The following is a 12,209-nucleotide window of genomic DNA, read 5'->3' on the forward strand; positions in this document are numbered from 1 at the left end:
ACATTTACAAAACCTTTACAATTCATTAAAACAAGCTTTACAGAAGGGGTATATTATTAATCTTGTAAGGAAAACGAACAGGAATTAAACAAACCAATTTTCGTAGGGGGAATTAAGTAATGAAAAGCTTTAAGAAATTAGCACTAACAGCTATGATGACTGGTGTGCTAGCAATCACTGCAGCTTGTGGTGCCCAAGGAACTGAAGGTAATAAAGAACAAGCTGGCGAAGAAACAAAGCAACTTCAAGGTGAAATTAAAATAGACGGTTCATCTACAGTTTTCCCAATTATGGAAGCGGTGGTTGAAGAATATGGTATGACACAGCCAGAGGTTAAAGTTTCTGTTGGTTCATCAGGAACTGGAGGCGGTTTTGAAGCGTTTATCGCTGGTGAAACTGAACTAAGCAATGCTTCACGTCCGATTAAAGATGAAGAAGCAGCAGCTCTTAAAGAAAAAGGTATTGATTATACTGAAGTACAATTAGCATATGATGGACTTTCAGTAGTCGTAAATAAAGACAATGATTGGGTAGATAGCTTAACAATCGAAGACTTAAAGAAGATTTGGGTTGAAGATGGAACAACAAAAAAATGGTCTGATATCAATCCGGATTGGCCGGCAGAAGAAATCAAATTATACTCTCCTGGTACAGATTCAGGAACTTTTGATTACTTTGATGAAGTAATTCTTGATGGACAACCAATTGTTGAAAAAGCAACTCTTTCTGAAGATGACAATACACTCGTTCAAGGTGTTCAAGGTGACAAGAATGCTATTGGTTACTTTGGTTATGCTTACTATGCAGAAAACAAAGATACTTTGAAAATTGTTCCAATTGATGGCGGAGAAGGTCCTGTTGAGCCAACGAATGAAACAATTGAATCTGGAGAGTATTCTCCATTATCACGTCCGTTATATACTTATGTGAAAAACTCTGCTATTAAAGACCAAGAAGAAGTTTATGATTTTGTAAAGTTCTTATTAGAAAATGCTTCAACATTATCTGAAGATGTTGGATATGTAAAATTACCTGAAGAAGAGTACACAAAACAGCTTGAAACACTAGAAACTCTTAAGTAGGCTCTAGAATAATTATATAGGTGAGAAGCACTAGAAATGTGCTTCTCTTCTTGTCATGTGAATGAAAGGGGTTTTCAATTTGACTAATCAAAACACAAATTCCTTCTCGGTTCAGAAAATGATTCAAGAGAAGAAGAAAAAGAAAAGTGCTGGCGGAATTACAGAAAAAATTATGCCATATATTTTATTCCTCACAGCGGCTGTCTCTGTTTTGACAACGATTGGTATTGTTCTTACGCTCATCTTTGAAACATTTTTATTTTTTGATGCTGTATCTATTAAGGAATTTTTCACGGCTAAAAAATGGTATCCATTTTCAGAAACGGAAGGTTCATTTGGTATTCTGCCGTTAGTAATGGGAACTCTAAAGGTAACGGTTATTGCCGCCATTGTAGCTGTGCCAATAGGTTTGGCTTCAGCCATTTATTTGAGTGAATATGCATCAGATCGAGCTCGCAGAATTATTAAACCGATATTAGAAGTTTTAGCGGGAATTCCAACGATTGTTTATGGATTTTTTGCTCTAACCTTTGTTACTCCTATATTACGTGAAATAATTCCATCCCTTGAAATTTTTAATGCTTTAAGTCCTGGTATTGTAATTGGAATCATGATAACACCGATGATTGCTTCTCTTTCAGAGGATGCGATGACTTCGGTTCCTAATGCTATGCGTGAAGGTGCACTTGCGCTAGGGTCGACTAAATTTGAAGTAGCCATTAAAGTCGTTCTGCCAGCGGCTATTTCAGGAATTATTGCCTCAATCGTTTTAGGGATTTCACGAGCAATCGGAGAAACGATGATTGTGGCGGTTGCCGGTGGTTCAACGCCTAATCTTGAGTGGAATTTGACAAGCTCCATTCAAACGATGACAGCATATATTGTCCAAGTCAGCCAAGGTGACGCAGGCTATGGTACGACGATCTACTATAGTATTTATGCCGTTGGAATGACGTTATTTGTATTTACATTGGTGATGAATTTATTAGCACAATACATCACTCGTCGCTTTAGGGAGGAATACTAATGAATTTAATTAATCATGATTCCGTTGTAAAACGGATGAAACCAAGATTATCAAAAAATTCAATTTCAAAATGGATATTTTTTGCTTTAACTATGTTTGTTTTACTAATATTAGGAGTATTATTATATCGGATATTCTCTCAAGGACTTGGCTATTTAGATTTGCAATTTTTGCAAAGCCTTCCTTCAAGGAAGCCTGAAAATGCAGGTGTTTATGCTGCACTAATTGGTACAATTTGGCTTATGGCAGTTGTTGCACCTGTTTCTTTACTACTTGGTGTGGGTACTGCGATCTATCTCGAAGAATATGCAAAAGAGAATGCGATAACAAATTTTATTAAAGTGAATATCTCAAACCTAGCGGGTGTCCCTTCTATTGTTTTCGGATTACTTGGTTTAACCGTATTTGTTCGTGCGTTAGCATTTGGGACAAGTGTCCTGGCCGCAGGTCTTACTATGAGTTTACTTGTGTTGCCTGTCATAATAGTAGCTTCACAAGAGGCTATTCGCGCGGTGCCTAATCAATTAAGAGAGGCGTCATTTGGGCTAGGGGCAACTAAATGGCAGACCATAGTTCGTATTGTTCTTCCTGCTGCAATTCCAGGAATACTTACCGGAGGGATTTTGGCACTTTCCCGTGCAATTGGAGAAACAGCGCCGCTTGTTGTCCTTGGTATGCCATTATTCCTTGCATTTTTACCAAAAACATTTTTTGATATGATTACCGTATTACCTTTACAAATTTACAATTGGACAGGCCGTCCTCAAGCAGAGTTCCATGCTTTAGCTGCCGCAGGGATTATCGTTTTACTGGTAATGTTAATTATCATGAATTCGATCGCTGTGTTAATTCGAAATAAATTCCAGAAGAGATATTAAGGCAATGATAGGGAGGCAAACTACTATGGAAACAACAACAGCCACTGCAAAAATAATTAATCCACAAGAGAAGCAAATTGTATATAAAACAAGCGACTTAGATTTATGGTATGGTGATAATCAGGCGCTAAAGAAAATAAATTTAGATATTATGGAAAATGAAGTTACCGCAATTATCGGACCTTCAGGATGTGGAAAGTCAACATATATTAAGACGTTAAATCGTATGATTGAACTAGTACCAGGTGTAAGAACTTCTGGTGAAATTGTCTATCGAGGAAAAAATATCCTCGATAAGTCATACCAAGTAGAGGAATTAAGAACTAAGGTTGGCATGGTATTCCAAAAGCCAAATCCATTTCCGAAATCAATTTACGAAAATGTGGCTTATGGACCAAAAATACATGGTATCCGCGATAAAAAAGTCTTAGATCAGATTGTTGAAAAGAGCTTGAGAGGGGCAGCGATTTGGGATGAAGTAAAGGACCGTCTTAACCAAAATGCATATGGATTATCCGGAGGGCAGCAACAGCGTCTTTGTATTGCCCGCTGTCTTGCGATTGAACCTGATGTTATTTTAATGGACGAGCCAACTTCGGCACTCGATCCAATTTCAACCTTAAAAGTAGAAGAACTTGTGCAGGAATTGAAAAAGGACTTTAGTATTATTATCGTTACTCATAACATGCAGCAGGCTGCACGTATTTCTAAAAAAACTGCTTTCTTTTTAAATGGAGAAGTGGTAGAATTTTCAGAAACTAATAAAATCTTCTCTACTCCAGAAGATAAGAGAACCGAGGACTATATTACAGGAAGATTTGGATGATGAGGTGATAGGATGAGTACGAGGTCAAAATTTGATAGTAAATTAGCAGATTTAAAAGCAAAACTTTTAGAAATGGAAAGTTTAGCGGAGACGGCTGTTCGTGATTCACTAAGTGCCCTTATAAATCACGATATTGAAAAAGCCAATACGGTTATTGATGGTGATGATAAAATAGACGCATTAGAACATGAAATTCATGATAAAGCCTTGCTTTTAATTGCAAGAGAGTCGCCTGTTGCCAAAGATTTAAGAACACTCAATGTCGCTCTAAAAGTTTCATCTGAAGTGGAACGAATGGCTGATATGGCTGTTAATATAGCAAAAGCGGCGATCCATATTGGTCAAGAAAAGCACTTTAAAGAAATTCGTGACATACCAAAAATGATGGATCAAGCGCTTGAGATGGTAGGCATGTCGGTTAAAGCATATATTGATGAAGATGTCATGCTTGCACAGAAATGTGCAGAAAAAGATGATGAAGTGGATAACATGTTTGGTAAATTGGTACACGAATTAATCAGCATGGTCCCAGAGAATCCTAATGCAACGAACCAGATTATCCAACTGTCATTTGTTTGCCGATTTATCGAAAGAATTGCGGACCATTCAACTAATATTGCAGAGAATGTCATTTACCTGGTAACTGGTAAACGCTTTGAATTAAATGAATAAGAAATAATACTTCACCTTAGATGAGACTGATTAATTTGTCTCATCTTTTTTATATTCTGAGAAAATTGTCACTTTATGTGAAGCAAAATACGACAAAATACGTTTATTGTACAGTTCGCCTGCCGATGTTACCATTAAGATTATCTATGAAAGAATATTTAGATTACTTTTGCATATATATGTGTTTGCAGAATGGAGGAGAACAATGATTGAAGAAATTATTAAACTAAGAGAGGGTGGTTTATCGTTCCGAAAAATCGCCTCACAACTAAATACTACGGTTGGAAAAGTCCAATATAGATGGAATAAATATGTAAATAGCCAGGATAATCAAATAGAAGATTGTACTGTAGGACCTGAAAACCAAAAGGAAGAATCCGTTATCGAACAGCCAACGTTTGATTTTGCTCCAATTAAAGGTGAACTTCAAGTAAAACTAGTTACCCCAAGGAAGATCATCGTCTTTTGGGAAACATCGGAGATTCCCGAGAAAGTTATATCTTTATTTTATAACAGAAAGTTCGAGGAATTGATCCACATTGTTAGACTCTATGATGTTACCGATCTCATTTTCACAGGTAAAAATGCACATCATTACTATGATATTGCGGTACCCTACAATAAGGGGCATTGGTTTATTAAAGGACTCACAGCTAATAGAAGCTATATAGCCGAATTAGGTGTTAAATTTAACAATAATGATTTTTTTCCAATCCTTCGCTCTGATTCTGTTCATACCCCGACATTAGGAAATGTAAATGGAAGTGAAATTTATAATAATTTAGTACACTATCAACAAATTGATCAGTATTCGCCTAAATGGATTGATCATGTAAGTACATACAGCTATTACGGCGAATCAAAAAATACGGAGCATAAAAATGGATAATAAAATAATTACTGAAATGCCCCAAAAACATTCCTATGACTGGCAACTGAAAATTTTAATTCTATCATGGGAATACCCGCCAAACATTGTAGGCGGGCTCTCTAGGCATGTTTATGGTCTTTCTGTTCATTTGGCCGAGCAAGGTCACCAGGTCCATGTGGTGACCGCACGGAATGGCAGCCTAGCGGCATACGAGATGATGAATGGTGTTCATGTCCATCGTGTGGCTCCACTCAACAATCAAGACGATGATTTTCTCTCTTGGATAGTGGGTCTAAATTTAGCGATGAGTTTTCTGGTTGAAAAAATTGCAACAGATACAAAGTTTGATATCGTCCATGCTCATGACTGGTTAGTAGGATCATCTGCTATTACAGTAAAGGAATTCTTATCCATTCCTTTATTATCCACAATTCATGCAACTGAACATGGTCGGAATAATGGAATACATACAGACATGCAGCGGTTCATCCATGAAAAAGAACATCAGCTAATTACGGAATCGGATCAGGTAATTGTGTGCAGCCAATATATGAGAGAAGAACTTTTAGCAAATTTCCAACTCTCAGACAAAAAAATGACCATTATTCCAAACGGTATCGAACAAAGTGATGTTAAAGTAAATCCAAACGAGATTTATCCATTCATTAAGAATAGAAAATATATTTTTTCAGTCGGTCGAATCGTAAAGGAAAAAGGGTTTGAGACTCTTATCGAGGCTGCACAAGCAGCAAAGGATAGGGGACAGGATATTTATTTTGTGATTGCTGGAAAAGGACCCATGCTGGAAAGATATAGTAAGATGGTAACAGAAAAACAATTAGACAATCATATTGCTTTTATAGGCTATGTTACGGACGAGGAAAGAAATGCGCTATTAGCGAATTGTGAAATTGCTGTGTTTCCTAGTTTATATGAGCCCTTTGGGATTGTAGCTCTCGAAGCCATGATTCTTGCAAAACCTACCATTGTTTCAGAAACGGGCGGGCTGAAAGGAATTGTGATGAATAGGCAAACTGGCTTACTAATGATTCCAGGTGACGCAGAAAGTCTCCTTACTAATATCGACTACCTATTGGAGAATCCCCAAACAGCAAAAGAGATTGGTATAAAAGGAATGAAAATTGTTAAGAGTTTATATGGATGGAAGCGAATCGCTTCTCAAACGGTTAATGTAATGGAAGATACACTTTTAGATAAAAGGGCAAATACGAGCGGAAAGACAAGATAGTTTTTGTATAAATAATTTTAAGGTTAGCGTAAAATGGGTAGGAAAATGACCTTTTAAAAAACATACTAGCATTTCCTTTTGAAAAATGATATTATAGAAAAGTCGTATGAACGAACTAGCTTAATCGTTTGGAGGGAAATTGACATGCGTGTAAATATTACGTTAGCTTGCACTGAGTGTGGAGATCGTAACTATATTTCAACAAAAAATAAACGTAACAACCCTGATCGTCTTGAGCTTAAGAAATATTGCTCAAGAGAGAAGCGTACAACAGCACATCGTGAAACAAAATAAGCAGTAGGGCTTCCTGCTGCTTTTTTTGTTGTAAAAAAATAAGGAGATTCTGATTAACATGACTGAAAAAAAGCTTATTCGTAAAGAAATGAAGGAGTGCCTGGCGCTTCTTACTAAACCTTATTATGAACATTATTCCCATATAATTGCTAACACACTTTATAAAGATGAAGATTGGCTAAATGCAAACGTAATTGGGATTACAATCTCGAAGGAACCTGAAGTTGACACATACCAAATTATCCGAAAAGCCTGGGAAGAAGGAAAAGAGGTTGTCGTCCCGAAGTGCAACCCCGAGACAAAGACTTTATCCTTCAGAAAAATAACGGAATTTTCACAACTAGAATCCGTTTTTTATGGATTACTCGAACCGATAATTGAACTGACCATGAAGGTAAAGCCTGAGGAAATCGATCTTTTATTTGTACCAGGTTTAGCCTATACAAGAGAGGGGTTTCGGCTTGGTTTTGGCGGTGGTTACTATGATCGCTATTTAACGAATTATAAAGGAAATACACTATCTCTAGCGTTCTACTTCCAAGTTATTCCTCAATTTCCTATCGAAAAGCATGATATCCCAGTCTCGAAGATTATCACAAATGACGAGGTAATAAAAATAAAATGATTAAAACTATAATCATTATCATGTTTATTATTTTAGGTGGTATTGCAGGCTATCGGGAGCGGTCATTAAGTGGTAATGGGGCCACTGCTGCCGTAATCGTAGGGTCGGCTGTCTTTTTGGGGTTTGGAATAAAAGGGCTTATCCTACTTGGACTATTTTTTATAACATCAAGCCTTTGGTCGAAATATAAAAGCTCTGTCAAAAAAGATATTGAAGAAAAAATAGCTAAGGGAGCAACAAGAGATTGGCGTCAGGTGGCAGCAAATGGTGGTTCTGCAGCTTTAATAAGTATTATATATTATTTTCAACAGGATTTATTTTGGCTGATTGGGTTTATCGTGTGCCTTGCTAGTGCGAATTCAGATACGTGGGCATCAGAAATCGGTACGTTAAGTAAAAGAAAACCTGTATACATACGTACTTTTAAGCCAATTGACAAAGGAACATCGGGAGCTGTCAGTTCGTTAGGGACTACTGCTGCCATTTTTGGTTCCATGTTAATTGCTCTTGCAGGTACTTGGCTATTTCATTTACAGTTATTCCATTTTTTTATCATTTTCTTATTCGGCTTCTTAGGTAATGTCATTGATACTTTATTTGGTGCCTTTTATCAACAGGTTTATATTTGCACTATATGTGGGATTGAAACGGAGAAAAAAGTCCATTGCCAAAAGGCAGGAAAAAGAATAAAAGGGTTCCATATAGTGGATAATGATATGGTGAATTTTTTATCTGGATTAATTGCTGCACTGTTATCTATGATTGTCATTTATTACGTAACCATTCGTTAACTATAGCGATTTAAAGATAGCTAATACTGAGAAAAACTTGTGTGGTAGTGTACCATTGAAGTATGAATATATTCACTATGCCTAGGAGGAAATGCAATGGTAAAAGTAAATAGAGTTGTCCTTGTTGGAACTGGTTTCGTTGGATCAAGCTATGCCTTTGCTTTATTAAATCAAGGAATAACGGAAGAACTAGTATTAGTAGATTTAAATGAAGCCAAAGCAGAAGGGGATGCAATGGATCTAAATCATGGGTTGCCATTTGCACCTTCACGCACCAAAATTTGGTATGGCAGCTATACAGATTGTGATCAAGCTGACCTTGTCGTCATTACTGCAGGGGCTAATCAAAAGCCTGGTGAAACCCGGCTTGATCTTGTAGAGAAGAATACCAACATTTTTAAAGGAATAGTTGAACAAATAATGGCAAGTAGCTTTGATGGTATTTTCCTTGTTGCAACGAATCCTGTTGATATTTTAACATATGCAGTATGGAAGTTTTCTGGTCTGCCAAAAGAGAGGGTGATTGGCTCTGGTACGATTTTAGATACTGCACGATTCCGCTTTTTATTGGGACAGTATTATGATGTCGATACACGTAACGTTCACGCCTACATTATTGGTGAGCATGGAGACACGGAACTTCCAGTATGGAGCCATGCAGATATTGCCGGAATGAAAATATCCGAATGGACTAGTAAGCATGAAACGAACCAAGAAGACCTTGACAATATATTTATTAATGTCAGGGATGCAGCGTATCATATTATTGAAAGAAAAGGCGCCACCTATTACGGAATTGCGATGGGACTCGTTCGATTAACAAAAGCGATATTGCGTGATGAAAATTCCGTATTAACTGTTTCTGCCTATTTAGATGGGGAGTACGGTCATAATGATGTCTATATTGGCGTACCTGCAGTGGTAAATCGCAGTGGAATCAGAGAGGTCGTTGAACTTGACCTGAATAAAAAGGAAAAAGAAAAATTCTCCAATTCCGTAAAGGTATTAAAGGAAACTATGGACCCTGTTTTAAGTAAGTACTGAAAAAGGGTTGGATAAAAATAGCCTCCTGTTCACACAATATGAATAGGAGGGATGACTCATGTCTCGTATGTTAACATCCATATTTATGATAGGGTCAATTGGTTATTTTGCATTCCGCTTTAGGTATCGAATTATTAACTTAATGCTAAGGTCCGGCTGGATGCGTCGCATTGCCGTAGGTTCAATCATGAGCTTTCCAGGCGTGAAAAACAAAATGATGCAGACTGTATTTGGAGGACCAACTGAAAACCCATCTGAATGGTGAAAACCACAGATGGTTTTTTTTTGTTATAAAAATGCCAACTTGTTTAGCCATTATTAGACTTGTTTTTCGTTTATAATGATATAAACTAGTGAAAAATGGATACATATAGTCCTAAAAGAAAGTAGTGGGGGTATTGAACAATAGAGAAGATTACATCTTTTGGAGATTGGCCTATTTCTTCATTTCGGAACAAGGCTATCGAATCATTCAATTATTTGAAAATCAAAAAGAATTATGGCTGGAAAGACTTGAAAACAAAAAGGCCCCAGTTGTTCGGTTGCTGCGGCAGGATTTTGACTGGAGCAACAACTTGCAAAGAGATATAGAATTTACAGCCTCAAATGGTGAAAAGGTTCGAAAACAGCTTGGCCATGTGGAGCTTTCGATTGTGAATATCTACATTAGTCAATTTCCTCCTGTTGATGAGTACCAATTTCGGTTGGAACATCCTTTTATTTTTCCACAAGGTAATAAAACAAGTGTCAGCTCTGTACTAATAACCCGTGATCAATATGAGTCAGGATTTAAATCTTTATCAACTATAGTAGAAAGGGAATTCTCTTTCCCCATTCATGATGAGTATTCAGAGCAAGATGTATACGCTCAAAAGAAGGCAACGTTAGATTTTGCGGTACAAATGGCAAAGAAAGAAAAAGAAATATTTACGAACGGGAAGCCATTTTTCACTTACTTTTTTATGATCATCCAGGTGGCTGTTTTTTTGTTGTTAGAATTGCAAGGGGGAAGTACAAATACATCTACTCTCATTAAATTTGGGGCAAAATTTAATCCCTATATCTACGATGGAGAATGGTGGAGATTCATTACACCCATATTCCTGCACATAGGTTTTTTACATTTAACCATGAACACCTTAGCACTGTATTTTTTAGGTCCAGCTGTAGAAAGAATCTTTGGAAATATACGTTTTTTATTTATTTATCTTTTTGCGGGTATATCAGGGGTTATCGCTAGTTTCATCTTTAGCCCAAATATTTCTGCAGGAGCCAGCGGGGCAATTTTTGGCTGTTTTGGAGCATTGCTTTATTTTGCCCTGATTTATCCGAAACTTTTTTTTCGAACAATGGGACCAAGTGTCATAACCGTTCTTGTCTTCAACTTAATCTTTGGTTTTACCGTTTCGATTGTAGACAATGCCGGTCATTTAGGCGGATTAGCGGGTGGCTTTCTGGCAGCAGGAATATTGCATTTCCCAAAGAAGAAAAAGCCATTCTTGCAACTGATATTTTTATTGGTTTCTGCCGCTATTATTTATGGCTCGCTATACTATGGCTTTCGGCATTCGGAGTCCGGTGGAAATGAAAGTTCCACTATGATGTTAGCTCAAGAGTATATTAAACAAGAAAATTATGAACAAGCATATGACGTTTTAACAACATACGCAGAATCCAATAAACCATCTGCAGAGGTATATTTTGCATTATCCTTTATTGAAATTAAGCTTGGTGAGCTAAAGGAAGCGAAATCACATCTCCTTCAAGTGATAGAACTGGATCCGGATTTACCTGAAGCATACTATAATCTAGCATTAATTTATTTAGAGGAAAATGACATATTGAACGCAAAAGAAAATGCTGAAAAGGCAGCAGAAAGAAGACCAAGTCAACAGGAATATGCTGAATTGGCCGAAGAACTTAATCGACTGCTCCCATCATCTGACGAAGGAGAATAGGCTCCCCCGAAGCCGTTTCTGTTAATACCAATAGATGAGTTTTATCAGTTGCAACTAAAATAAGCGGAAGGGTACTGCCTTTTGGACTTTCACTAGTACCGTCTGCTTTTTTAATTCCTAGAATATAGTTTTTATATAAACCCTCCCAAAGATTTCCTACAACCGCAGCAGTTTCTGATTTTGTAAAACCCGGCAATACATCCTTTGCCGCTTCATTGAATTGGCTGAGGGGAAAAGCCTGATAGTTTTCCAAATTTATTGCAAAAAAGCGGAGTCCTTTGTTCCAGCTAAGCTGAAGCATTCTCTCGGTCTGTTGGTCCAGTTGTTTTTTTATATTTACTTCATCCGCAGGAGCTGTAATGAAGTACATTTGATCTGACGACATTGTTTGTGAGCTGGAAATTTGATCTTCCTTATCATGAAGCTCTGCATGGTGAAAAGTAATCGCTTGTAACAGCGCACTTTTATCAATAGACATTCTTTTTTCCTGCTCAAGCACTGCCGTATTTTGTTTCCAATTCCATAATCCCTCTAATAGTCGGCCATTGGCATATAATAGGGCTGCATCCTGCCTTAAGTAGGCTTTACGGTCTAGGATGGAATGTTCCTTCCAAAGGATAGTATTTGCTTGTTGATTCATTAATGTAAGTGTGGTCTGGGCCGTTTTGAAGGTTACATTTGGGTCAATCGGGAAGTACGTAATACTTTCCTGTGCCTGTGGGTTCGTATGCTGATAGATTACAAAGGCCAGAATGAGGAGAATTGGTATCCCTAGCACCAAGTAGATTTTTTTCATCTGATCCCATCCTTCTTTTTTACTATTAATAGAGTAGTAGTAATATTAATATTATGGGGAAAACTGGCTGGACATGCCTGATTTTTAGCCGGATTA

The 12,209-nt window shown here is 37.2% G+C and carries 14 protein-coding genes; 13 read left to right on the forward strand and 1 reads right to left on the reverse strand.

Features of this window, described 5'->3' with window-relative positions; translation table 11 throughout:
- Nucleotides 1–119 precede the first annotated feature (119 nt).
- The 13 genes from QFZ28_RS09790 (at nucleotide 120) to QFZ28_RS09850 (ending at nucleotide 11,317) form a co-directional block, all read left to right on the forward strand.
- Nucleotides 120–1,082, forward strand: coding sequence for a PstS family phosphate ABC transporter substrate-binding protein (locus QFZ28_RS09790; protein WP_307194451.1), 963 nt, complete (start codon nucleotides 120–122; stop codon nucleotides 1,080–1,082).
- A 118-nt stretch (nucleotides 1,083–1,200) separates the two neighbouring features.
- Nucleotides 1,201–2,109 carry a phosphate ABC transporter permease subunit PstC gene (gene pstC / locus QFZ28_RS09795; RefSeq protein ID WP_373428122.1) on the forward strand — a complete coding sequence of 303 codons (909 nt, stop codon included), beginning with the start codon at nucleotides 1,201–1,203 and terminating at the stop codon, nucleotides 2,107–2,109.
- Entirely contained in the window at nucleotides 2,109–2,987 is an 879-nt protein-coding gene (gene pstA, locus QFZ28_RS09800) for a phosphate ABC transporter permease PstA (RefSeq protein ID WP_307194453.1), read from the forward strand. The genes pstC and pstA overlap by 1 nt, the downstream gene beginning before the upstream one ends.
- Before the next feature lie 25 nt (nucleotides 2,988–3,012).
- Nucleotides 3,013–3,813: a phosphate ABC transporter ATP-binding protein PstB gene (gene pstB, locus QFZ28_RS09805; RefSeq protein WP_307194454.1), complete on the forward strand. Its 801-nt coding sequence runs from the start codon at nucleotides 3,013–3,015 to the stop codon at nucleotides 3,811–3,813.
- Between the two features lie 12 nt (nucleotides 3,814–3,825).
- Nucleotides 3,826–4,485 carry a phosphate signaling complex protein PhoU gene (gene phoU, locus QFZ28_RS09810; protein WP_307194455.1) on the forward strand — a complete coding sequence of 220 codons (660 nt, stop codon included), beginning with the start codon at nucleotides 3,826–3,828 and terminating at the stop codon, nucleotides 4,483–4,485.
- 205 nt (nucleotides 4,486–4,690) lie between these two features.
- Nucleotides 4,691–5,374: a DUF4912 domain-containing protein gene (locus QFZ28_RS09815; protein WP_307194456.1), complete on the forward strand. Its 684-nt coding sequence runs from the start codon at nucleotides 4,691–4,693 to the stop codon at nucleotides 5,372–5,374.
- On the forward strand, nucleotides 5,367–6,605 hold the full coding sequence (locus QFZ28_RS09820) for a glycosyltransferase family 4 protein (protein WP_307194457.1): 1,239 nt from the start codon (nucleotides 5,367–5,369) through the stop codon (nucleotides 6,603–6,605). Before QFZ28_RS09815 ends, QFZ28_RS09820 begins: the two co-directional genes overlap by 8 nt.
- 144 nt (nucleotides 6,606–6,749) lie before the next feature.
- Entirely contained in the window at nucleotides 6,750–6,899 is a 150-nt protein-coding gene (rpmG, locus tag QFZ28_RS09825) for a 50S ribosomal protein L33 (RefSeq protein ID WP_307196991.1), read from the forward strand.
- A 58-nt stretch (nucleotides 6,900–6,957) separates the two neighbouring features.
- The gene (locus QFZ28_RS09830; protein WP_307194458.1) at nucleotides 6,958–7,524 is read left to right on the forward strand and encodes a 5-formyltetrahydrofolate cyclo-ligase; all 567 of its coding nucleotides are present in this window, start codon (nucleotides 6,958–6,960) and stop codon (nucleotides 7,522–7,524) included.
- Nucleotides 7,521–8,315 carry a DUF92 domain-containing protein gene (locus QFZ28_RS09835; RefSeq protein ID WP_307194459.1) on the forward strand — a complete coding sequence of 265 codons (795 nt, stop codon included), beginning with the start codon at nucleotides 7,521–7,523 and terminating at the stop codon, nucleotides 8,313–8,315. Before QFZ28_RS09830 ends, QFZ28_RS09835 begins: the two co-directional genes overlap by 4 nt.
- 96 nt (nucleotides 8,316–8,411) lie before the next feature.
- Nucleotides 8,412–9,359, forward strand: coding sequence for an L-lactate dehydrogenase (locus tag QFZ28_RS09840; protein WP_307194460.1), 948 nt, complete (start codon nucleotides 8,412–8,414; stop codon nucleotides 9,357–9,359).
- A gap of 58 nt (nucleotides 9,360–9,417) precedes the next feature.
- Nucleotides 9,418–9,624 (forward strand): hypothetical protein, encoded by a 207-nt coding sequence (locus QFZ28_RS09845; protein ID WP_307194461.1) that lies wholly within the window; start codon nucleotides 9,418–9,420, stop codon nucleotides 9,622–9,624.
- Nucleotides 9,625–9,748: 124 nt separating this feature from the next.
- Nucleotides 9,749–11,317, forward strand: a complete 1,569-nt coding sequence (locus QFZ28_RS09850) for a rhomboid family protein (protein WP_307194462.1) — start codon at nucleotides 9,749–9,751, stop codon at nucleotides 11,315–11,317.
- On the opposite strand, the gene QFZ28_RS09855 is transcribed toward QFZ28_RS09850, so the two are convergent.
- Nucleotides 11,280–12,113, reverse strand: a complete 834-nt coding sequence (locus tag QFZ28_RS09855; RefSeq protein WP_307194463.1) for a hypothetical protein — start codon at nucleotides 12,111–12,113, stop codon at nucleotides 11,280–11,282. The genes QFZ28_RS09850 and QFZ28_RS09855 overlap by 38 nt on opposite strands.
- Nucleotides 12,114–12,209 lie beyond the last annotated feature (96 nt).

It is taken from the genome of Neobacillus niacini, from assembly GCF_030817695.1.
Classification (GTDB): Bacteria; Bacillota; Bacilli; order Bacillales; family Cytobacillaceae; genus Neobacillus; species Neobacillus niacini_F.

Coding starts and splice junctions, on each gene's coding strand:
- QFZ28_RS09790 (WP_307194451.1), top strand. CDS start 120: ATGAAAAGCTTTAAGAAATTAGCACTAACAGCTATGATGACTGGTGTG.
- pstC (WP_373428122.1), top strand. CDS start 1,201: ATGATTCAAGAGAAGAAGAAAAAGAAAAGTGCTGGCGGAATTACAGAA.
- pstA (WP_307194453.1), top strand. CDS start 2,109: ATGAATTTAATTAATCATGATTCCGTTGTAAAACGGATGAAACCAAGA.
- pstB (WP_307194454.1), top strand. CDS start 3,013: ATGGAAACAACAACAGCCACTGCAAAAATAATTAATCCACAAGAGAAG.
- phoU (WP_307194455.1), top strand. CDS start 3,826: ATGAGTACGAGGTCAAAATTTGATAGTAAATTAGCAGATTTAAAAGCA.
- QFZ28_RS09815 (WP_307194456.1), top strand. CDS start 4,691: ATGATTGAAGAAATTATTAAACTAAGAGAGGGTGGTTTATCGTTCCGA.
- QFZ28_RS09820 (WP_307194457.1), top strand. CDS start 5,367: ATGGATAATAAAATAATTACTGAAATGCCCCAAAAACATTCCTATGAC.
- rpmG (WP_307196991.1), top strand. CDS start 6,750: ATGCGTGTAAATATTACGTTAGCTTGCACTGAGTGTGGAGATCGTAAC.
- QFZ28_RS09830 (WP_307194458.1), top strand. CDS start 6,958: ATGACTGAAAAAAAGCTTATTCGTAAAGAAATGAAGGAGTGCCTGGCG.
- QFZ28_RS09835 (WP_307194459.1), top strand. CDS start 7,521: ATGATTAAAACTATAATCATTATCATGTTTATTATTTTAGGTGGTATT.
- QFZ28_RS09840 (WP_307194460.1), top strand. CDS start 8,412: ATGGTAAAAGTAAATAGAGTTGTCCTTGTTGGAACTGGTTTCGTTGGA.
- QFZ28_RS09845 (WP_307194461.1), top strand. CDS start 9,418: ATGTCTCGTATGTTAACATCCATATTTATGATAGGGTCAATTGGTTAT.
- QFZ28_RS09855 (WP_307194463.1), bottom strand. CDS start 12,113: ATGAAAAAAATCTACTTGGTGCTAGGGATACCAATTCTCCTCATTCTG.